12 protein-coding genes are annotated in these 21,504 nt (G+C 72.2%); 3 read left to right on the top strand and 9 right to left on the bottom strand.

From position 1 onward, the window contains the following. Positions 1 to 15: 15 nt before the first annotated feature. A complete protein-coding gene (locus tag BSZ37_RS05685) occupies positions 16 to 1,131 on the bottom strand; it encodes a helix-turn-helix transcriptional regulator (protein WP_095509615.1) in 1,116 nt (371 codons plus the stop codon). A gap of 61 nt (positions 1,132 to 1,192) precedes the next feature. Between BSZ37_RS05685 and BSZ37_RS05680 the strand changes: the two genes are divergently transcribed. Beyond that, positions 1,193 to 1,939 (top strand): T9SS type A sorting domain-containing protein, encoded by a 747-nt coding sequence (locus BSZ37_RS05680; RefSeq protein ID WP_095509614.1) that lies wholly within the window; start codon positions 1,193 to 1,195, stop codon positions 1,937 to 1,939. Positions 1,940 to 2,027: 88 nt separating this feature from the next. Here BSZ37_RS05680 and BSZ37_RS05675 read toward each other — a convergent pair whose 3' ends face one another. Then, positions 2,028 to 2,495 carry an SRPBCC family protein gene (locus tag BSZ37_RS05675; RefSeq protein ID WP_095509613.1) on the bottom strand — a complete coding sequence of 156 codons (468 nt, stop codon included), beginning with the start codon at positions 2,493 to 2,495 and terminating at the stop codon, positions 2,028 to 2,030. 175 nt (positions 2,496 to 2,670) lie between these two features. On the opposite strand from BSZ37_RS05675, the gene BSZ37_RS05670 reads away from it, so the two are divergent. Beyond that, the gene (locus tag BSZ37_RS05670; RefSeq protein ID WP_095509612.1) at positions 2,671 to 3,720 is read left to right on the top strand and encodes a sensor histidine kinase; all 1,050 of its coding nucleotides are present in this window, start codon (positions 2,671 to 2,673) and stop codon (positions 3,718 to 3,720) included. Between the two features lie 183 nt (positions 3,721 to 3,903). Continuing rightward, a complete protein-coding gene (locus tag BSZ37_RS05665) occupies positions 3,904 to 4,563 on the top strand; it encodes a response regulator (RefSeq protein WP_218830413.1) in 660 nt (219 codons plus the stop codon). Between the two features lie 81 nt (positions 4,564 to 4,644). Here BSZ37_RS05665 and BSZ37_RS05660 read toward each other — a convergent pair whose 3' ends face one another. The 7 genes from BSZ37_RS05660 to BSZ37_RS05630 form a co-directional block, all read right to left on the bottom strand. Then, positions 4,645 to 5,895, bottom strand: coding sequence for a glycosyltransferase family 4 protein (locus BSZ37_RS05660; protein ID WP_095509610.1), 1,251 nt, complete (start codon positions 5,893 to 5,895; stop codon positions 4,645 to 4,647). Positions 5,896 to 5,983: 88 nt separating this feature from the next. Beyond that, on the bottom strand, positions 5,984 to 13,975 hold the full coding sequence (locus BSZ37_RS22350) for a PKD domain-containing protein (RefSeq protein WP_095509609.1): 7,992 nt from the start codon (positions 13,973 to 13,975) through the stop codon (positions 5,984 to 5,986). A gap of 302 nt (positions 13,976 to 14,277) precedes the next feature. After that, positions 14,278 to 17,250 carry a malectin domain-containing carbohydrate-binding protein gene (locus BSZ37_RS05650; RefSeq protein ID WP_095509608.1) on the bottom strand — a complete coding sequence of 991 codons (2,973 nt, stop codon included), beginning with the start codon at positions 17,248 to 17,250 and terminating at the stop codon, positions 14,278 to 14,280. Between the two features lie 135 nt (positions 17,251 to 17,385). Then, on the bottom strand, positions 17,386 to 18,336 hold the full coding sequence (locus BSZ37_RS05645) for a glycosyltransferase family 2 protein (protein ID WP_095509607.1): 951 nt from the start codon (positions 18,334 to 18,336) through the stop codon (positions 17,386 to 17,388). Further along, a complete protein-coding gene (locus BSZ37_RS05640) occupies positions 18,333 to 19,307 on the bottom strand; it encodes a sulfotransferase family protein (protein WP_095509606.1) in 975 nt (324 codons plus the stop codon). The genes BSZ37_RS05645 and BSZ37_RS05640 overlap by 4 nt, the downstream gene beginning before the upstream one ends. Beyond that, complete coding sequence (locus BSZ37_RS05635) at positions 19,304 to 20,494, bottom strand: glycosyltransferase (protein ID WP_095509605.1); 1,191 nt, start codon at positions 20,492 to 20,494, stop codon at positions 19,304 to 19,306. The genes BSZ37_RS05640 and BSZ37_RS05635 overlap by 4 nt, the downstream gene beginning before the upstream one ends. Next, entirely contained in the window at positions 20,491 to 21,504 is a 1,014-nt protein-coding gene (locus tag BSZ37_RS05630) for a glycosyltransferase family 2 protein (RefSeq protein ID WP_095509604.1), read from the bottom strand. Before BSZ37_RS05630 ends, BSZ37_RS05635 begins: the two co-directional genes overlap by 4 nt.

Genomic DNA, 21,504 nt, shown 5'->3' with positions numbered 1-21,504 from the left:
GGCCGAGGTAGTGGGTTAGGCGACGGCGAGGAGCGCGGACGCGACGGCGGCGCGAGTGCCGATCCCCAGCTTGCCGAGGACGTTCTCCGTGTGGCGCCGTGCCGTCGCTGGCGCGATGAATAGACGGTCGGAGACTTGGGCGTTCGAGAGCCCCTCGGCCAGGAGCCGTGCGACCTCGGCCTCGCGGAGCGTCAGGCCGGTCCGCTCGCGGACCGTCTCGGGCGTCGGGAGCGTGGGGCCGGCGGGCGGGGCGACGGTCACGAGAAGCGCCGGGTCGGACCCGAAGAGCCCGGGCGGGAGGACCGTCGTGCGGAGTGTGTAGCGCCCGCGGGCTGTCGGCACCGCCCGCTCGGCGTCGACCGGGGCGTCCTGTCGCGCCGTCGAGCGCGCGAGCCAGCGGGCCTGGGCGCCGAGGCGGCGGAGCTCCGCGTCGAGGCGGGCCGCCTCGGGCTCGCCGGCGAGGAGGGCGACGAGCGCGGGGTTCCGGTGAAGCTCCTGGCCGTCCGGCCCGAACGCAGCGAGCGGCTCCGAGACGGCGTCGAGCGCGGCGCGGTGGGCGCCGAGCCGCCCGAGCGTGGCCAGCCCGGACCGGTACGAGGGCAGGATCGAGCCGAGGAGGGGTAGCGCCGCCTCGCCCACCGGGAACCGCCCGTGCCGCCGCTGGAGGACCCACACCATCGACTCGCCCTCGGCCGTCAGCTCCACCATCCCCACGAAGTCGTGGTAGCCCAGCCGCCGGAGCGAGTCGATGAGCAGGCCCTGGTCGATCGAGACGTCGTGGGCCTCGACAAGGTGCCGGTTGCTGTCCCAGCTGAACGTGTGGATCTCGCGCTCGCGCCGGAGCCGGTTCCACAGGTCCGTGACGGGGTCCGAGAACCGGACGCCGTCGGAGAGCACGGCCTCGACCACCTCGAGCACGCCGCCGACCACGTCGGGCGCGTCGTCGCTGAGGAACGGCGTCGCGCTCGTGCTGAGTTGGAGGACGACGCTCTCCCCTCCGACGAGGTCGCGCACGGCCGCGCCCGCCTCGCGGATCCACGCCTCCGGAGACGGGGCCGCGAGCGGACTGACCAGAAGGCGGCTGGCGGCCTCCAGCCGGGTCAGGTCGGCCGTCGTCAGGGAGAGGCCCATGGGCGTGGCGCGAAAGCGGCCGAAAGTAGATCGCGGGCGGACACGGTCGACGCGGCGCGCGATGCCGTGGGCGATTTCACATCAGACCTCGGACCCGATTGGGGCTGACACCTCACGCACGGCCCCTCCCGATCGAGGGAGACTGCGGCTCCACGCTCTGCTACCCCCGTGCGTCGCTCGCTCCTCCGCCCCCTCGCGGTCGCCCTCCTCGCTGCCGCCCCCGCCGTCCGCCCCGTCAGACATCACCGCCTCGGGCGTCGTCGGGTCGTGGTGGGAGGGGACGCTCTCGACGATCCAGTTCTACGACCCCGCGACCGGTCACTGGGCGGCCCCCAACGGCACGGGCACGTTCCTCATCCTCCGGACCGACGGGACGTTCCGGGCCGGCGGCATCCTCAACGTCACGGCCGGCGTTTGCACCTCGACGATCATGGTCGACGAGCACGGTCGGTACGCGACCTCGGCCGACTCACTGGTCCTCGACCGCCAGCGCGGCAACTCGCGCGTGACGAACACGTGCTGGAGCGACGCCGACGGACGATCGGCCCGACGGCCGCTCGCGCGCTCGCCGCCCGCGCCCAACCTGGCCCACGGCCGGGCCGAGGTCGAGATGGCGGGTACCGGCCCAGTCCGCGTCGAGGTGTTCGACACGCTCGGACGCCGCGTCGCTACGCTCCACGAGGGGCCCGTCGTCCGCAGGCGCCGGGCGCTGGCGGTCGACACGGCCGGGCTCCCGGCCGGCGCTTACATCATCCGCGCCACAGGCACCGACGGCGTTGCCTCGCGCCCGCTCACGGTCGTCCGGTAGGCCCAGGGCACCCCCGGTCCTCGTAGGACGGCGTCCCCCCACGGCCGATCCAGATGAGGCGAGTCGAAGCGAAGTCGCCGCGAGCGCTTCACCGATGCACGAGCCCGCCCCCTGCGCGTCGCTCCGACTCCTCTCGCAGTGCTGCAACGCCCAATCGGAGCGTCACCGAGAGCGTCCGTTGGAGGGGGCCCGATGCGATGCGAGCGAACCACCCGTCGAACGTCTCGACGGTCCGCACCCGCGTCCCCCCGTCCTCGGGAGTGAACGTCCATACGTGGACCGCGCGCAGGCCCAGCGGGGCTCGCCACGCCCAGCTGATCCGGCGTCCCGGCTCCACCGCCCGGAGCACCGACCGAATCGGGATCCCCCCGGCCAGCCAACGGAACGGGGTCCCGGCCACGACCGGGCCCGCTACGTCGACCCACCCCACATCCGGGTTCCACGACGGCCACCCCTTCAGGTCCGCCTCGGTGGCCCAGACGAGATGGGGAGGGGCGTCGACGTGGGCCTCGGCGAAGGCGATGACCGCTGGGGGCGGCGGGGAGTGGGAGGCCATCGGACGTGGAATGTGAGGGCACCTCCTTATCGGACCGTCGAGAACGCCGTGCCGAAACCTCTCCCAGGAGCGGCGCTGTCGGAAACCCCTTCATCTAAAGGACGGTCGAACCAAGCCGCACCTTATCTACCGAGCATCACGGACCTCGACCGGTGCGCCTCCGGCCCTCGCCTGCATGATCGCGAACGCTCCCCACCGGCGAGAGGCCTCCCATGGCTCCGGGCACCTCCGGTTCGACACCGACGGACGTCTGGCGTGGACGGCCGGAGACGTGGCCGTTCTCGGGGTGCGCCCCGAGCACGTCGGGATGTCGGCGAGCGCGCTCGGCCTCGCCCTCGGCTACCCGGAGTTCGGTGACGACGTCGCGTGCGCTCGCCGGGGAACGGGCGTGGACCGGACCGTCCGGCACGATCACGTCCGCGTCAGGCTGGAACTCGAGGATGGGGCGGCGGGGGGCAGCGTGGTGGCGCTCGTGGTCCCCGTCCGCCGGCGCGTCCGACCCGTCTTCCGGACGGCGGGCGGCCCGTCGAGCCCGGCCGGGCGTGGCGGCCCTGCGGATGCGCCTACGAGCGTCCCCAGGGCGCGGAGGCTCCTCCGGGCGATCATCTCAGCCGAGCGGCGCGAGCGCATCCGGATCGCCCGCATGATCCACGACGACCTCCAGCAGGTCCTCACGGCCTCGGCCCTCTGGGTCGACCACCTCCTCGAGGAAGACGCCGACCCTCAGCACGTCGGGCAGCAGGTCCAGGCCCTCCTCCGCGAAGCGGCGGAGCTCTCACACTCGATCCCCAACGTGTTGGCCCCACCGCCGGCCAGGATGGGCTTGGTGGATGCCCTCGAACAGTTCGCGATCCACTTCTCCCGCCGGTTCGGCTTCCAGGCCCGCGTCCATCTCGTGGGGGCGCCTCGCTCGATCCCCGAGGAGGCCGCCCTCGTGCTGTACGAGGCGGTCCGAGAACTCCTCTTCAACGTCTACAAGCACGCCGGCGTCGCGGAAGCGACCGTCGAGATCGCGTTCGAGCCCGGCGGCGCGAGGGTGACGGTCGAGGATCTCGGGCACGGCTTTGATCTGACCGATCAGCAACGCGTCGAGGGGTTCGGCCTCTCCCAAATTCGAACCCGTCTCCGTCTCATCGGCGGGTCGCTCACCCTCGACACCGCCGCCGGTCGAGGCACACGGGCAACCGTGTGGGTGCTCTCGTCCACCGAGCCCCCGGAGGCCTAACGACAGAATAAGGAATCTCCCGAGGCATGGATGACGGGTAAAACCCCCGTCCTGTGTATCTACGGGCACCTCCGCTGCGATGCTGGCACCTCGTTTGTGGGCAGCATGAGGTCGGAGGCTGGGCGGACACCGCCCTGCGTCGGCGCTCACTGTCAGGCTTCGACTCTCCCCCATCCCGCGACCGTGACTTCGGCTTCCCAGCAGCGCACCCGCGTCCTAGTGGTCGATGACCACCCGGCCATCCGAGAGGCCCTCGTCTGGATGATCCAGAACGCCCCAGACCTCGCCCTGTCCGGCGAGGCCGGCACGGCCGACGAGGGGTTCACCCTGATCCAGCGCGACGTCCCCGACGTCGTCGTCGTCGACGTCGCCATGCCCGACACGCACGGGCTCGACTTCGTCCGGAGCCTCCTCTCGGTCTACCCCGACCTCGGCGTCGTGGTGTACTCCATCTACGACGAGATGATCTATGCCGAACGGGCCCTCCGGGCCGGGGCGCTCGGGTACGTCATGAAGCGGGAGTCGAGCGCGGTGGTCCGGGAGGCCATCCGGTCCGTCGCGCGAGGCGAGGCCTACCTCAGCCGCGCGATGTCGTCCCGGATCCTCACCCGGGCGTCCGGGAAGCCGGGGAAGGCGTCGGGCCCCCTCACTGACCTCCTCACCGACCGGGAGATCGAGGTGCTCCAACTCCTCGGCGAGGGGGGCGATCTGGATGAGATCGCGAGCCGCCTCCACGTCAGCCGGAAGACGGTCGAGACCCACCGCCGCCACGTCAAAGAGAAGCTGGAGCTCAACTCCATCTCCGAACTCCTCGTCTTCGCGGTCCGGTGGACCGACACGTAGCCCCCGGCAGACGGCCGGGCCGCACCACCCGGCGACCTCGAGGTCCCGTGACCTCCGCTCGGTCGGGAGCCCGGCCGACCTCTAGACCCCGCGCACGGCGACCGGCGGGGCCACGTACGGCCGCCCGACGGCCGCCGCTGCGCGGCGGGCTGGCGCCACGGCCGGACGCGCGGTGACCCGCTCGTAGATCCGGACCATCGTCTCGTAGGTCGCGTCCGCCGTGAAGCGGGCCTCGAACTCGCGCCGGACCTCCGCGCGCATCGCCTGCCAGGCGTCGGGGTGCGCGAGCGCCCACCCGACCTGCTCGGCGAGGCTCTCGGGGTCCCCGGGCCGGAACCGGAGGCCCGTCCGGCCGTGGTCGACGAGCTCGGCGACCGCCCCGATGTCGGCGGCCACCACGGGGGTCCCCATGGCGAACGACTCCATCGCCACGCGGCCGAACGTCTCGAACCACTCGGAGGGGAACACCACGAGCCGGGCCTCGCCCATCAGCTCGTGCACGCGCTCGAGGGGCTGGCGGCCGAGCCAGGACACGCCGGGGACCTGCGCGGCGGCTCGCTCGACCCGGGCCGCCTCGGGCCCGTCGCCGATCACCTTGAGCTCGATGGCCCCGCCGAGCCGCTCCCACGCCTCGAACAGCGTCTGGAGCCCCTTCTCTGACGACAGCCGGCCCGCGAAGACGGCGTACCCGCCCGACCCGCTCCCGACCGCCGGCACGGGGTCGAGAAAGTTCGGCTTGACCACGATCCGGTCGGCAGGCAGCCCGCTCTGGACCAGCTTGTCTTTCGCGAACTCTGTCATCGTGACGTACGTGTCCACCATCGTGGTCCACGTGTGGGCCGCGCGGTGGACGGCGACCATGGCCGCCACGGCCGCGCTGGCGGCCCGGCTCCCGCGGTAGCAGCCGTGCTGGACGCCCCGCCACGGGGCCCGCGCGCCGAGGCAGTCCTCGCAGACGTGGCCGTCCCGAAAGAACAGGCCGTTGACGCAGCCCAGCCGGTAGTTCCGGAGGTGCTGGACGACCGGCACGCCCTCGGCCCGCGCCGCGTAGTACACCGACGGCGAGAGGAGCGGGAACGTGTTGTTGCAGTGGAGCACGTCCGGCCGGTGCTGGCGGAGCAGCGCCCGGACCGTCCCGTACGACGCCCGGCTCCAGACCGGCGTCGCCGCCAGCGCCAGCCGCGACATCCCGTCGACGGCGTCGTTGTGGACCGTGTGGACCACGACGTCGTGCCCCCTAGACTTGAGGAGCCGGACCTCGGACTCGAAGCTCTCGTCCTCCCCGCCGCGCTGCTGGTAGTAGTTGTGCAGGAACAGGATGCGAGTCGGCATGGGCGGGGGGGGCTGCGCGGGGGCGACACCCCCCCCTCGTTCCGATGCGGGCCCCCCGCAGAAGCCGCGGGAGGCCCTACCGGGTCCGCTACCGAACGATCGACATCCGCTGCGACTGGGCGAACGCCCCCGCTTCGAGATGGCACACGTAGACCCCGGCCGCGAGGCCACCGGCGTCGAACGACACCTCGTGCCACCCGGCCGGCTGCGCTTCGTCCACGACGACAGCGACGCGGCGGCCCAGGGCGTCGTAGACCGTGAGACGCACCGACGCCTCCTCGGGGAGCGCGTAGCGGAGGGTCGTCCGCGAGCGGAACGGGTTCGGGCGGTTAGTCTCGAGGGCGTAGGCCTCGGGGAGCGCCTCGGCCAGGAGGCCCGCCGAGGCGGCCTGAGCCAGGGACGGTGGCGGCTGCGCGTAGAGGGGGCCCGCTGGGAGGGCGACGTAGCCGACGACCTCGGTCCCGTGGGCCGTCTCGGCGTCCGCCGACTGCTCCTCCTCGACGCGGACCTGGATCCCCGTCGGGCTCGCCGACTGGTGCCGGAGCGTGGACGGGTCGCTCCCGTTCAGCGTCTGCATCGACGCCATGAACAGGGGGGCCTGGGCGAACGACGCCCCGTACGTGATCCCGGCGAACGCGTCGGTCACCCGGTCCGTCGTCCGGCCCACGTCGGTCTTGCCGGGGGTCGTCCCGGGCTCGAGGGCCACGTAGGCCAGCGTCTCCTGCCCCACGTTCGAACTCGACTCCTGGGTCTGAAGCCGGACCTGGAACGACGTCGCCGTCACGTTCCGGAGCCGCGTGGTCAGGGCCTCCGACCGCGACGCCGTCACGATCTGGCCGAGGACGACCGGGGCCGCCGCGAACGGGGACCCGAACGTCGCCGTCTTCATCGACCCGCTCGCCGCCGTCGTCCCGGCCTCGACGCGCCGCCCGTCGGCGAGGGTGTGGGCCCCCCGCTCGACGGCGAGCCACGCGACGGTCTCGGCCCCGTGGACCCCGTCGAGGTAGTCCCACTCGTCGAGCTGGAACTCGAACCCGGACGCCGTGACGTTCCGGACCCGGACCGTCACCGGCTCGGGGTCCCCCGACGACGGCGGGCCCATGACGACGACGGGGTCGGCGAACGGGCGCTGGAACGCGACGGCGTGCCACTGGGCCCCGCTCGCCTGCGACACCGTCGCCGACCCCGCCTCGGCCACGGCGGCGAGGCTCCCGTCGTTGACGGTGAGCGTCTTCTGGGCCGTCGCGGTCGCCCCCTCGTTGTCGGTCACGGTGAGGGCCACGGTGTACGTCCCGGACGCGGCGTAGGTGTGGGCCGGGGCCGAGCCGGTCCCGGTGGCCCCGTCGCCGAAGTCCCAGGCGTACCCCGTGATCGTCCCGTCGTCGGTCGACGCGCTCGCGTCGAACGTGTACGAGAGCGGGTTCGCCCCATCCGGCGTCGCGGCGAAGTTCGGGACCGGCGGCTGGTTCACCGGCGGCGGCGGCAGGGCGTAGACGGGCCCGGCGGTGAGGGCGACGTACCCGACGACCTCCGTCCCGTGTGATGTCTCCGCGTCCGCCGACTGCTCCTCCTCGACGCGCATCTGGATCCCGGCTGGGAGCGCCGACTGGGTCCGGAGCGTCGACGGGTCGCTCCCGTTCATCGTCTGCATCGCCGCCACGACGACCGGCGCCGCCGCGAACGGCGCCCCGTACGTGATCCCGGTGAACGTATTGGTTACCCGGTCCGTCGTCCGGCCCGCGTCAAACTCCCCGTCGGTCGTGCCCAGCGCGATGGCCACGTAGGCCAGCGTCTCGGTGCCGTACCCCGACGTCGACTCCTGGGCCTGGAGCTTGACCTGAAACGACGTGGCGGTGACGTTCCGGAGTCGGGTTGTGACGGCGTTAGGGCTCCCTGTCGACACGACCTGCGCGAGGAGGACCGGCGCGGCGGCGAAGGGGGCGGCGAGGGCGGCCGTATTCATCGACCCGCTCGCCCCCGTCGTCCCGGCCTCAAGGAGCCGCCCGTCGGCGAGGGTGTGGACCCCCCGCTCGGCGACGAGGTACGCGACGGTCTCGGCCCCGTGGACCCCGTCGAGGTAGTCCCACTCGTCGAGCTGGAACTCGAACCCGGACGCCGTGACGTTCCGGACCCGGACCGTCACCGGCTCGGGGTCCCCCGACGACGGCGGGCCCATGACGACGACGGGGTCGGCGAACGCGTGCTGGAGCGCGACGGCGTGCCACTGGGCCCCGCTCGTCTGGGACACCGTCACCGCGCCCGCCTCGGCGACCACGGCGAGGCTCCCGTCGTCGACGACCAGCGTCTTCTGCGCCGTCCCCGTCGCGCCACCGTTGTCGGTCACGGTGAGGGCCACGGTGTACGTCCCGGACGCGGCGTAGGTGTGGGCCGGGGCCGAGCCGGTCCCGGTGGCCCCGTCGCCGAAGTCCCAGGCGTACCCCGTGATCGTCCCGTCGTCGGTCGACGCGCTCGCGTCGAACGTGTACGAGAGCGGGGCCTCCCCGTCGTGCGTGGCCGTGAAGGAGGCCACCGGCGCCTGGTTCGAGTTCCGGGTGCTCTCAGCCGGGCCATTCCCGGTCGGGGTGAGCGCGGCGTTGGTCGTCAGGAGGAGTCGGTCGAGGATCATGCCGTCCTCCCGCATCCACACGCTGATGACGTGCTCGCCCGCCGAGCCGACCGTGATCGTGGCCCGCGAGTTCGAGTCCATCGTCGTGTTCGTCCACGCCATCTCGTTCCGGACCGCCGTGAAGAGGCGGTCGGCCGAGGCCGGGCCCGTCCCGTCGATCCCGGTGTGGAACGAGTCGTCGTCGTTGGACGCGGCGAGGACACGGCCCCAGACGTAGTACGTACCGGGCGTCGAGAACTGGACGCGGTAGCGGAGCTCCGGGGCCGTGCCCACAAACCCAGCGTTCCGGTTGACGCCCGTGTTCGGGAGCGCCCCGAGGGCCGTCCCGACGGCGCCCGCCGCCGGCGTCTGCGTCCAGCTCTGCCCACCTCGTGCGATCGACTCGTGCGCGTTCTCCGCCTCGACGACGACGAGCCCACCAGCCTCGAGGAACGGCCCGTTCCCCGGGCTGCCGGCCGAGACCGTCTGTTGGGCCGTCCCCGTCGCGTTCTCGTTGTCGGTCACGGTGAGGACGACCGTGTACGACCCGCCCGACGCGTACGTGTAGCTGGTCGTAAGGCCGGTCCCCATGGTCCCGTCCCCGAAGGCCCACGCGTACCCCGTGATCGTGCCGTTGTCCGTCGAGCCGCTGGCGTCGAACGTGAACGCGAGCGGGTTGCCCGGGTCAGGCGTCACCGTAAAGGACGCCACCGGCGGCTGGTTGACGGTCGGGCGGAGGAGCAAGATCTGCCCGCCGCCGCCGTACTCGGAGACGTAGAGGTCCCCGGTCGCCGGGTTCTCGATCAGGTCGAGCGGGTCGGAGAACAGTTCGGACCCTTGAACGAGAAGCCGGGAGTCCCCGTCCGGCGCGATGTCACGCGAAGCGCCCGGTGTGAGCACGACGATGTCGTCTCCACCGCTGTAGCGGACGACGAGGAGCTTGCCCTTGAGCGCGCCCCCGAACGTGTTGCTCTTGTACTCGACAACTCCGTTCGGCGAGATGTTGCGGCCGAAGTTGTAGGCGAAACCGCCCCACGCCGCGTCCGGCTGGACGCCAACGGGGTACCGGTCGACCTGCGCGAGGTCGAGGCCGTCGGTCGGGTTGCCGCCGTTGAGGACGTACTCGCCGCGCGTGGGGTTGGGGTGGCCGTAGTAGTGGTAGCCCCACGTGCCCCCGCTCGGCGGCGCCACGCGGAAGAGGTAGTCGTTCTGCGTCTCGACGGCGTCGATGGCCGGGACGGCCGGGCCGTTGTAGGGCAGGCCGTCGGGGCGGATCGTCCCGGCGACGCTGGCCGGCGCGCGCCCGTTCGCCGCCGACCCGTTGGTCGGGACGTAGAGGTCCCCGTTCGTGTGCCACACGAGGTCGTAGGCGTTCCGGACGCCCGAGGCGAAGACGCGCACGGGCGCGCCGGGCGCGGCCGGGTCATACGTGCCGCCCTCCGACGTCTTGACGTCGAGCGGGAGCGAGCCCGCCATCAGCCCAGCGACGTCGACGCGGAGGACAGCGGCGCTGAGCCGCCGCTCGGGCCGGTTGCCCCAGGCCGTGTCGGCGTCGCCCATGGCCGAGTTGCTGCCCTGGAGGAGGTACAGCGCCCCGTCCGGGCCGAACGCGACGCTGTTCGTCGCGTGGTCACGGATCGACCGCGGCAGGTTGACGAGGACGTCCTGGGCCGTCGCGAAGTCGACCCCCGAGAGCCGCGTCAGCTTGCCGCCCCAGTCCGGGACGTTGTTGAACCCGAACGTGGAGTGGGTCACCCAGAGGATCGGGTCGGCCGCCGTCGAGGCCGGGTCGAACGCGAGGCCAACCAAGAGCCGATTGGTCCCCCCGTTCATCGTCCGGACGGTGTTGTACGTCTGGAGGTTCGAGAGCGACCCGTCCGCGGCGATGTCCCAGCGCTTGATGCTGCCCTGGATCGTCGTGGCGTAGAGCCGCCCGTCGGGGCCGATCGCCAGCGACGAGTGCTGGCCGACCACGCTCGGCGTCGCCGCGCTCAGCGAGACCCGCTGGAACTGGACGTTCGATGGGGGCGCGCCCGTGGGGAGCGAGCCCGTCGTGAACGTCGACGTGAACGGGAGGAACGGCTGGCCGGCGAGGTCGCGGAGGCCTTCGGTGACCTCGAACGTGTAGGCCACGTTCGCGCCGAGCAGCGTCGTCGGCTGGAGCACGACGGCGTCACCGCCGGCGCTCGTGTTGAGTTGGGCGACGACGGCCGAGGCCGGGTCGCCCGTCGGGTAGAGCCGGACGGTCGCGGCCGTCAGCGTCGCCGCGTCGATGCCGTAGCCGACGTTCGGCAGGCTCACGTCGACGGCGACGTAGGCGTTGCGGAGGACGCCCGTCGCCCCACTCGCCGGCAACGTCCCCGTGACGAACGGACGCGAGGCCGAGGCGAGGACCGTGAGCGTCTGGCTCGCCGTCGCCGTCGCCCCGTTGTTGTCGGTCACCGTCAGCACGATGGTGTACGTCCCGTTCGTCGCATACGTGTGGTCGATCGTCGGGCCGGTGGTCCCATCGGGCGTGCCGTCGCCGAAGCTCCACGCGTAGCTGGCGATCGCGCCGTCCGGGTCCGAGGAGGTGCCCGCGTTGAAGTGGATCGTGAGGGGCGAGGCGCCGTCGGGGGTGGCCGTGAACGCGGCGGTGGGCGGCTGGTTGGGCGTCCCCGGCGTGCCCTGGTACGTCGGCCGGTTGAAGTTGCCCGTCGAGTAGTAGAGGCTCCCACCGAGGCTCCCGCCGACGCCGGAGGCGCGGCTGACGGGGAGCGGCGTGAGCGTGGCCCATGCGTTCGTCGCGGGGTTGTAGGCGTAGGCCGTGTTGACGAACGAGGTGTGGGCCCGTTCACCGCCGAGCACGATGATCCGCCCCTCGTGGACGTACGTCGCCCCGCTGATGTGGCTCAGCGCCTGCGGAAGGCTCGCCACGGGGGCCCACGTGTTGCTGGCGGGGTCGTAGGCGTGGACCGACGCCTGGGTGACGAGCTCCTCGTCCCTTCCGTGCTGGCCGCCCACGGCGTAGATCAGGTTGTTCAGCACCACCCCACCCATGTGAGTCCGCGGGTTGGGGAGCGCTGCTGCCGAGCCCCACGTGACGGTCTGGCCTGCCTTGAAGGCGGCGTAGTCGAGGACGTAGACGTTCCCGACATCCTGGGTCCGGGCCTTGTTGGCCCCACCGATGAAGTAGAGCTTCCCGCCGAAGTACGTGAGCTGGCCACTGGCGCGCTCGGCCGGCAGGTTCGGGAGCGCGGTGTACGTGTTGGTCGCCGTGTTGTATCGCCAGACCTGGTTGGTCCCGAAGATCTGCCCCGTGCGGGCGGCGTTGGCGATGTACCCGCCCGCGAAGAAGACGTCGACGCCGTCGGTGGTGATGCCGGCGTGCGTCACGCCGCCGCCGTTGGTGTGGGGGAGCGGGGCGAGCGGCGTCCACGTCCCTCCCGTACCCGCGGCCGGGTCGTAGACGTACGCCCGGGGCGTCGGGGTGAAGCAGTTGCACGCCCCGTTCTTCTTCTCGACGTCGAACCCACCGAACGAGTACAGCTTGCCGCCAACGACGGCCGCTTGAGCCTCGGAGTTGCCGAGCGGCTGAGCCGCGACGGTCCCCCAGTTGACGGTCGTGAACGTCGTCGCGGGCACCTGGCGCGTCGCGTGGACCTCGGCCGAGGCGTCAGACACGTTGCCACCGACGTCGACGGCGCGGACGACGTAGAACGCGCGCTCGCCGCTGGCGAGCGTGCCGTCCGAGAAGGCCGACGTCGTGACGGGCGTCGAAGTGAGGGCCACGTAAGGGCCGCCCGCGATCGCGCTGCGGTGAACCGTGTAGCCCACGAGGTCAGACTCGGTGTTGTCGGCCCAGTCGAGGGCCACGCCGCCGGTCGATCCCGTCGCCACGAGCGCCGTCGGCCTGGCCGGCGGGAGGTCCGTCACGCCCGGGACGATCTCGATGGCCGAGAGCATCGGGTTGTCCTTGCTCGCGAGGAACGACACGTTGAGCATGTTCCCCGTGACCGTCGTCTGGAACGTCTTGACGAGGGCCCGCCGGACCCCGACCTCGGCGAAGATGTCGAGGTCCGTCAGGACCGACTGGCCCTCCATCGTCACCGAGAACACGCGCTTCCCGACGGTCGCCGCCGGGGCCCCGCAGCTCCCCCAGTAGATCTCGGCGAAGTGGAGCCGGACGGTGTACTCCCCGTTCGGGACCGGGACGTTCAGGGCGAACGCCTTCGGGCTGCTCCCCGTGACCGGCTCGAGTTCGGTCCGGTAGAGGTCGTCGTCCGTCGTCCCCGCGATGTCGCCGAGGTCGCACGTCGGCGTGTAGCCCTGCCCGTTCGTCGCGAACTGGGAGGCCCCGAACGCGACCCCGCCTGTCGTGACCCCGAGGCCGCCGGCGTTGAGCCGGACCGTCCCCGACGTCGCGACGGCCTCGGCCGGCGTGACGTTCGAGACGAGGTACACGTTGTCGTTGAAGTCGTAGTTGATCCCGGCGTAGTCCATCCCCATGATGTACGTGTTGGGGATGGGGGCGCCGCTCGGGTCCTTGGCGGGCCAGAACCGGACGTGCTGGCCGCACGTGCCGACGCCGCTGGAGCAGTCGTCGGGCGTCGGGTCGTTGCGGAACGGGTCGCTCCACTCGTTCCCCGCGACCCGGAACCCGAAGACGGTCCCGGCGCCCGGCGCGAAGGTGCCGACGGTGAGGGCCGTCGTGCTCCCCGCCCGGCGCGGGAGGAGGGTCTGTCCGTCCGTCGCGTTGTGGCGGACGACCTGGGTGGTCGCCGTCGATCCCCGCGCATGCCAGTAGAGCGGGGCCGCGTCGGTGCAGCACCCGTGGTAGGCCGCGAGTTGGCGGACGGTGACGGGCTGGCCCGCGTCCGCCAGGCGCCAGTACGGCGAGACGACCTCGTCGCCGACCCGCTCGATCCGGCCCCGGCTGTTGATGACTTGGCCCGAGCCCAAGATCTGCGTTCCGTACCCGAACAGCTGCGATCCGACCATCTCGTTCAGCTTGGGCTCCCGGTTGTTCTCGGAGAGGTTCTGCCAGTAGCCCCGGAGTGCGACAGCGGCGCTCGGTCTCGTCGGGTCGTTCGAGCCCACCGTCAGCGTCCCCGAGTGGAACCCACGGGTCCCGCTCTGGAGCGAGCCGGTCTCGGCGACGAACCGGACCGAGAGGTCGGTCGAGCCGCCGGCGGGGAGAGAGAACGGGAGGGCCGGCGTCGTGACGAGTTGGAACGGCCCGGCGAGCGTCAGCGACGAGACCGTGAGCGCGGCCGTGCCGTCGTTGGAGAGCCGGACCTTCGAGACGTCATGGACGCCGTTGGCGGGCGGCGGGCTCGCCAGCGTCCCGATCCGGCTCATGACGAGGCGGTCCGGGAACGGCGCCCCGTCGAGGTTCTCGAACCGGAGGAGCGGGGACTGAGCGAGAGCCGCTGGGGCGACGAGGAGCGCGACCAACAGGAAGGCAAACGCCCTCATGCAGTAGGAAGAGGCCATGGGGCGGGTTCACGACGTGCGTGACGACCAGAGGGAGCGAGCGAGGGGACTGCCAGGTGCCGCTGTGCGCTCCTATGTCGTCGCGCAGCCGGGGTGGTGCAGAAGACCTAGTGAGCGTGGTCCGAGCGCGCTATCCGCTCCCTGGAGACCGTCTCCTCCGGGAGGGCTGAGCGGTCGGCCTCAGGAACCCAGACGGGACGTTGGGCGCCCTCGTCGACCATGCTGCGCGTTAGCCTCGCCCACGTCTATCGCAGACGCGGGCGAGGCCCTACCGGTCGCCACGGGCCCCGAACTCCTCGCTGTTACCGAACGACGGCGGCCTGCCGCGTCACGACCCGCCCGTCGGCCTCGAGCCGGACGAGGTACACCCCCGCCGCCAGGCCCGACCCGTCGAGGACCGCCTCGTGACGGCCCGCCTCGACGACCCCGTCGACGAGCACGGCGACCTCCCGGCCCCGGACGTCGACGACCGACACGCGGGCCCGGCCCGATGTCGGGACATCGAACGCGACGCGGGCCGTCGAGGACAGCGGGTTCGGCGCGATGGTCGTGAGCGCGAGGGCTCTGACCGCCTCGGCGTCGGTGAGGACGGTCCCGATCCGGAGGACGAACCGGTCCATCGCGGCGGCCCCGTCGGCAAGCTCGCCGAGGCCGGCGACCTCGTCCTCCGAGAGAGCCGGGCGCGATGCTGCCTGAAACGCGTAGCTCGTCTGAGTGCGGACGTCGACCTCGGCGCCGGTCGCGAGGTCGACGAGCGTGACGGGGAGCCCGGCCGGGAGGGCCGTGGCGTCCCATGAGAGCGTGAGCTCGCGGGCGGCCCCGCGGGCGTCGAGGGCGAGCGGGACCTCGCCGGCCACGAACGGCCGGGCGTCGACGCCGACGAGCCGGCCGTCGATTCGGGCTCCAAGCGTGAGGGAGGCCTCGGCGAGCGGCGCGGACTTCGGCGCGTCGGCCTCGTCGAGGGAGGTCCGGGCGTCGTCGGTGAACGCGACGGCGAACGACCGGTCGGCGAGGGGCTGGCCGTCGAGGGACCGGCCGTCGAGGGCGAACGCGAGGCGGACGACGCCGGCCTCACGGTCCGCCGTGGCCACCACCTGGCGGTCGGCCTGCTGGGCGCCCGAGAGCGTGGCCGAGGCTGGGATCGTCAGCGTCCGCGGGTCGCCGTTGAGGAACGGGCCCTTGGCCCGGATCCGGAACGCCGCCCACGGGGCGATCGAGCCGACCGCCGGCTTCCACGAGAGCGTGAGGTCGTCGAAGACTTCGACACCGAAGATCGGGGCGACGTTGTCGCCGCCGGGCCACCCGAAGATGCCCGTCACGTCGAGATCGACCCCGAACGGGTTGGCGAGGTAGTTGAACCGGGACCCGCCCGTCTGGAGCTCGACCGTCACGTCGGCCGCGTTGGGGGCGAAGTCGGTCGAGAGCGTGAACGGGAGCTCGACCGAGCGCGAGACGGCGGGGTTGCCGACGTTCCGGTCGTACATGAACCACCGGAAGGCCTGGCCCGGGGTGAGGACCTCGCCGGTGCCGGCCGACACGTTCCACGAGGCCGAGGTGGCGTCGTAGCTCGTGTAGAGGTTCGGCGGAATGGCGGGCGGGTAATACCCCGGAACGCCACGGACGAGGTTCTGCGCCGCAAGGTCGTCGACGGTCACGCCGAGTGACGGCGTGCCGAGGTAACGGAACCCGCGGTTGCCATCGACCACGATCGACGGGTCGGTGGGCCCGCCCGGGACGATCTCGATGGCCGAGAGCATCGGGTTGTTCGCGCTGGCCAGGAACGACACGTTGAGCATGTTCCCCGTGACCGTCGTCTGGAACGTCTTGACGAGGGCCGCCCGGACCCCGACCTCGGCGAAGATGTCGAGGTTGGTCAGGACCGACTGGCCCTCCACCGTCACCGAGAACACGCGCTTCCCGACGGTCGCCGCCGGGGCCTCGCAGCTCCCCCAGTAGATCTCGGCGAAGTGGAGCCGGACCGTGTACGGTCCGTTCGAGACCGGGACGTTGTAGGCGAAGGCCCGGGGCCCCGTCGGGACCGGCTCGAGCTCCGTCCGGTAGAGGTCGTCGTCCGTCGTCCCCGCGATGTCGCCGAGGTCGCACGTCGGCGTGTAGCTCTGGCCGTTCGTCGCGAACGCGTTCGCCCCGAACGTCTTCTCTCCGGTCGTGACCTCCGGGCCGCCGGCGTTCAGGCGGACCGTCCCGGACGTGGCTACCGGAGTGACCGGGGCGATGTTCGAGATGAGGTAGACGTTGTCGTTGAAGTCGTAGTTGATCCCCGCGAAGTCCATCGTCAGGAAATACGAGTCAGGGATCACCGTCCCCGAGGGGTCCTTAGCTGGCCAGAACCGAACGTGCTGGCCGCACGTGCCGATCCCTCCTGAACAGTCATCGGGCGTCGCGTCGTTCTTGAACGGGTCGCTCCACTCGTTGCCCGTACGGAACCCGAACTCGGTCAGGCCAGGGGTGAACGTGCCGATGGCGAGGGCCACACTGCTCCCGGCGCGGCGGGGGAGGACGGTCTGCCCATCGGCCGCGTTGTGGCGGACGATCTGGGTCGTCGCGGTCGTCCCCCGCTCGTACCAGAACAGGGGGTCGCCGTCGGTGCAGCACACGTGGTATGCCGCGAGTTGCTGGACGGACACCGGCTGGTCGGGGTCGGCCGCGCGCCAGAACGGCGAGATCACTTCGTCCCCGACCCGCTCGATCCGGCCTTGGCTGACGACGCTCTCACCGGACCGGAGAATCTTCGTCCCGTACCCGAACAGTTGCTCGATGAGTTGGACCAGGCTCGGTTCTTTGTTGTTCTCTGAGAGATTCTGCCAGTACCCCCGGAGCGTGACGACGGCGCTCGGCGTGCTCGGGTCGTCGGAACCGATCGTGAGGTATCCGAGGTGCGGCCCGCGGGTACCGCCGCTCTGCGTCCCGCTCTCGGCGATGAAGCGGACTGAGACGTCCGTCGACCCGCCGGCGGCGACGGTCAGCGGGAGCGTCGGCGACGTGGCCAGTTCGAACGCGCCGGACACCGAGAGGGACGAGACCGTGAGCGGGCCCGTGCCGTCGTTGTGGAGCCGGACCTTCGAGACGTCGTGGACGCCGTTGGCGGGCGGCGGGCTCGCCAGCGTCCCGATCCGGCTCATGACGAGGCGGTCCGGGAACGGCGCCCCGTCGAGGTTCTCGAACCGGAGCAGGGGGGCCTGTCCGAGGGTGATGGGGGCGACGAGGAACGATGCGACCAGGACGGCCGCACTCGTGAGGTGGATCAGTCGGGACATGGGGAGGGGCTCGCGGCGCGCCGAAGCCAGGTAGTGGGATCGAACGCGGGGGAAGTGCGGGCCCACGAGGCTAAGAGCCCCGTGGCGTGTGCCCCTCCTCGTTCCGCGCGGGCGGCCCTGCAGACTGCGGCCCGGTCAGTCCGCCCCGAGCCGACCGGGCCCGACCAGCCGGTGCGCCAGCTTCCGGACCCCGAACGGGACCACGGCGGGGTGCCCCGCCGCGACGGCCACGGCCTCGCCGAAGGCGCCCGACCGGGCCGCCGCCAGCAGGCGTTGGTACGCGAGGTGGCTCCGGGCCTCGGCCAGACGCTCGCGGAGCGCCTCCGCCAATTCGGGGACCGCCTGAATCTCCGGCTCCTCCAGGACGAGGGCGTTCACGTCCACGTCGTTCTCGATCATCCGGATGAGCCCGGCCGTGATCGAGCCCTCCCGCTTCCGCCGGTAGTAGTAGGCCTCGGGCACGACGACGAACCGCGCGCCGCGGGCCAGGCACCGCACGTACAGCACGGAGTCCTCCACGCCGCGGACTCGCTCGTCGTACCGCAGCACGTGGGCGTCGAGGAACGCCCGTCGCATGAGCGCCTTCCCGCTCCCATACCGGAGGCTCCCGAACCCTGGGCGGTTCGAGCGCACGAACGCGACGGGGTCCACGATCTGGCGCTCGGTGAGCGGCGTCCCCGACGTTTCGAACTGGGTCGTGAACGGCCGGTCGTCGCCGTCGGCTACGATGTGCTGGTCGTCGATGACGAGGTCGGCCGCCTCCTCATAGGCGACGGCGAGGAGCCGCGCGAGGCGGACCGGCGCGTACCAGTCGTCGGCGTCGAGGACGGCGACCCACTCCCCCTGCGCGGCCTCGATGGCTCGGTTCCGCGCGGCGCTCGGGCCGAGGTTGCCCTCGCTCTCGAACACCCGGACGCGGGGCCCCTCCAGCGACCGCGCCACGGCGAGCGTCCCGTCGGTCGACCCGTCGTCGACGACGAGGATCTCGACGGACGGCTCGGTCTGTCCCAGGGCGGAAGTCACGGCCCGCCGGAGGTACGGCTCGACGTTGTAGGCGGGGACGATGACGGAGACGCGGACACTCATGGCACCAAGACCTCTGCGCCCGCGTCCCGGACCGGCGCCAGAGGCACGGTCTGCTCCGGGGCCAGGTCGTACCCGAGCTCGCCCAAAGAGGCCTCCACCGACGCCTGCGTCCGCCGGTTGCTCTCGGCATAGCGGGTGCCCACGAAGTCGGCGATGAGCGCGGCGGCGCGGCGCTTGGCCCAGCGGTCCACCGAGGCGGGCGTGGCGCGCGAGGCCACGTCCGCGACCCGGTTAATGTTGGGGATGCGGACTGGCGCGGCGGGGTTCGAGCTGTCGCGAAACAGGGCGAAGTTGAGGCCCCGCTGGAGGCCGAGGACGGCCCACGACCGGCTCCGCCGCGTCGCCTCCGTCGGCACGGCGGCAAGCGGGCGCCCGCCGCCGAACGTGATCAGGCGGTTGCAGAAGGCCAGCGGGTCGCGACGGAGCGACTCGTACGGGAGGACCAGCACGCGGTCCCGCCCGAACCGCTCCTGGTAGTAGCCGATGAGCCGGTCGTACTCGAGAAAGCCGGCCGTGAAGAGCGGCAGCTTCGCCCCCGGCGGCGGGTGGAGGAACGCCCGGAGCGAGCACGCCCCGCCGCCGCACACGTACTCGTTGTAGAACGAAGCGAGGAACGACCGCTGCTCCCGGATCACGATGGCCACCCGCGCCTCGGGGAACAGGTCGGCGAGGCGGTCGGCCACGATCGTGCTGTCGAAGCCGCCCGAGATCGGGTTGCCCGAGAGCCGCTCGTGCGAGATGAAGGGCACGAGTCCGCGGCGCTCGCATTCCCGCAGCGGGCCGGCGACGAGGGCACGGATGACGCCGGCGTCGTAGCCGAGCACGGTCGGCCGGACGAGGAGCTCGGTGAGGTCCTCGCGCTCGGCGATGAGCCCCAGGCCGGTCGCCGCGTCCGACGCCACGTGGCGCTGGAGCCACGTGCTGCCGGTCTTCATGTAGCCGATGTGGAGCAGGGGCGCCGTCGCGGTCATAGCTCGGAGGCCACCAGCGGCCGGTGGGACGCGCGGACGGCAGTCGCGGGCTGGCGCTCCGTGAGCTCGTCGTAGAGCGACTCGAGCGCGCGCGCCTGCCGCCGGATGTCGAACCGCTCGCGGACCCAGGCGATCCCGCGCTCGCTCATCGACGCCCACAGCGCGTCGTCCGTGAGGAGGGACGTGATCCGCGCCGCCAGGGCCTCGACGTCCTTCTCCGGGACGAGGAAGCCCGACGCCCCGTCGTCGAGCGCCTCGGGCACGCCGCCCGTCGGGAACGTCACGACGGGCGTCCCGACCGACTGGGCCTCGAGGAACACGATCCCCAGCCCCTCACGGTCCCCCGACTTGGCCACGATGCTAGGCACGCTGAGCACCCGGGCCCGGTTCATCCACTCCCGGACCTCGGCCGGCGGGCGGCGCCCGAGGAACCGCGCGCCGGGGACCAGCGCCGCGGCCTCCCGCTCCAGCGACGCCCGCAGCGGCCCGTCGCCGATGACGACCAGCTCCGCCTCGGGCACGTCCGCCCGCACCTTTGCCATCGCCCGCAGGAGGTACGTCGCCCCCTTCTTCTCGACCATCCGGCCGACGAACAGGACGAGCGGCGGCGGGACGCCCGACCGGTCCGGCGCGAACGCCTCCGTGTCGATCCCGAGGTAGTGAACGCGGACCTTGTCCTCGGGGAAGCCCCGCGCGAGGAGGAGGTCGCGCATGTAGTTCGCGACGACGAGGACCGCGTCGGCACGCTTCTGGAGGCGCTGCTCGCGGAGGAGGTACAACTGAGACGTGAGGGTCGGCGCGCGAAGCCGGTCCCGGAGCGTCCGCGTGGCGTCGACCCCGTGGAACGTGACCACGAACGGGATCCCGAGCGTGTCGGCGAGGGGGAGCGCGACGGCTGCGCAGCCCCCGAAGTGGGCGTGGAGGAGGGCGGGGTCGTGGGCCCGGAGCCGCTCGACGAAGGCCGGCGCGTGGCCCGTCATCTTGAACCGGACCTCGTTCGCCCCCCCGTCCAGCCTCCCGGCGTTGAGGACCTCGACCGGGGCGTCCAGCTCGAGCCCCTCGACGCGGCGGCAGCCGGCGTACACGGGGCGGTACCGCGTGAGCGACGCCCCGTGGTCGCGGATGAACGTCTCCGAGTACGGGAGGAGCGCGTTCGAGTAGAGGAGGGCGGTGCGAGGAGCGGTCATGACTGCGAGGGTTGAAGAGCGCGCAGGCGTTGCGGCCCGCGCGGACGGGCGGGGAGGCCCGTTTGCCGCCAGCCCGCCGCCCGTCGGCTGGCCACCCGGATCCGCTGCGCGAGCTCGAATCCGAGCGCCCGGTGGAGGTGGTAGTATGCCCGGCCGACGCCCCGCCCGATGGGCGGGACGTAGCCGGGCGCGAAGTGCGTGCGGTAGCTCGCCACGCCCCGCTCGACGCTGAACCCGCAGCGCATCTGGACGAGGAAGAACAGGGCCGCGTCGGCCGCCCGGACCGCCCGCGCGCTCCCGTACCGCCGCGCGTGGTCGCGGATCGCCGCCGTCAGCTCGATCCGCTGGACGCAGTTCGCCTCAGGCGTCGACTGTGTGATCGAGCCGGCCTGCTGGTAGAGGACGGTCAGGGACTCCGGGTCGAACGCCACGATCGCCCCCCGCCGCAGCATCCGGAACATCAGCTCGTACTCCTGGCTGCTCGCGAACGCCTCGTTCCAGCCCCCCGCGCGCTCGACGGCCTCCCGGCGGAACAGGTTGGCCGACGTGATCCCGAGGCGGACCCACGCGAGGGCGACCCACGGGTCGTCGGGCTCGGCGACGTGGAGGACGTGCTCTCCGTCGAGGCGCACCCGGGTGAAGCTGCTCGCGACGAGGTCCGGCCCCTCGCCCCCGAACGACGCGACGAGCGCGAGCTGGCGGGCCAGCTTGTCGGGGTGGAGCCAGTCGTCGTGGTCGAGGAACTGGACGTAGGGGGCCGTGGCGCGCGCCAGGCCGCGGTTCCGCGCGGCGCAGGCGCCGGCGTTCGACTGCGCGATCACCTCGACCCGGCCGGGCGCCTCGCGGGCGAGCCGGCGCAGCACGTCGAGGGTGCCGTCGGTCGACCCGTCGTCGACGCAGATCACCTCGGCCGGCGGACGCGACTGCCCGAGGGCCGACCGGACGGCCCGCTCGACGGTCTCGGCGGCGTTGTAGCACGGGACCACGACGGAGGCGGCGAGGGCGTCCAT

It is taken from the genome of Rubrivirga marina, from assembly GCF_002283365.1.
Taxonomy (GTDB): domain Bacteria; phylum Bacteroidota; class Rhodothermia; order Rhodothermales; family Rubricoccaceae; genus Rubrivirga; species Rubrivirga marina.
The sequence above is the reverse complement of the archived record's forward strand: the minus strand, read 5'-3'. Positions and strand labels throughout refer to the sequence as shown.

What these genes read in the sequence shown, in the direction of transcription:
- BSZ37_RS05685 (WP_095509615.1), bottom strand. Translation starts at nt 1,131, where the DNA reads ATGGGCCTCTCCCTGACGACGGCCGACCTGACCCGGCTGGAGGCCGCC.
- BSZ37_RS05680 (WP_095509614.1), top strand. Translation starts at nt 1,193, where the DNA reads ATGCCGTGGGCGATTTCACATCAGACCTCGGACCCGATTGGGGCTGAC.
- BSZ37_RS05675 (WP_095509613.1), bottom strand. Translation starts at nt 2,495, where the DNA reads ATGGCCTCCCACTCCCCGCCGCCCCCAGCGGTCATCGCCTTCGCCGAG.
- BSZ37_RS05670 (WP_095509612.1), top strand. Translation starts at nt 2,671, where the DNA reads ATGATCGCGAACGCTCCCCACCGGCGAGAGGCCTCCCATGGCTCCGGG.
- BSZ37_RS05660 (WP_095509610.1), bottom strand. Translation starts at nt 5,895, where the DNA reads ATGCCGACTCGCATCCTGTTCCTGCACAACTACTACCAGCAGCGCGGC.
- BSZ37_RS22350 (WP_095509609.1), bottom strand. Translation starts at nt 13,975, where the DNA reads ATGGCCTCTTCCTACTGCATGAGGGCGTTTGCCTTCCTGTTGGTCGCG.
- BSZ37_RS05650 (WP_095509608.1), bottom strand. Translation starts at nt 17,250, where the DNA reads ATGTCCCGACTGATCCACCTCACGAGTGCGGCCGTCCTGGTCGCATCG.
- BSZ37_RS05645 (WP_095509607.1), bottom strand. Translation starts at nt 18,336, where the DNA reads ATGAGTGTCCGCGTCTCCGTCATCGTCCCCGCCTACAACGTCGAGCCG.
- BSZ37_RS05640 (WP_095509606.1), bottom strand. Translation starts at nt 19,307, where the DNA reads ATGACCGCGACGGCGCCCCTGCTCCACATCGGCTACATGAAGACCGGC.
- BSZ37_RS05635 (WP_095509605.1), bottom strand. Translation starts at nt 20,494, where the DNA reads ATGACCGCTCCTCGCACCGCCCTCCTCTACTCGAACGCGCTCCTCCCG.
- BSZ37_RS05630 (WP_095509604.1), bottom strand. Translation starts at nt 21,504, where the DNA reads ATGGACGCCCTCGCCGCCTCCGTCGTGGTCCCGTGCTACAACGCCGCC.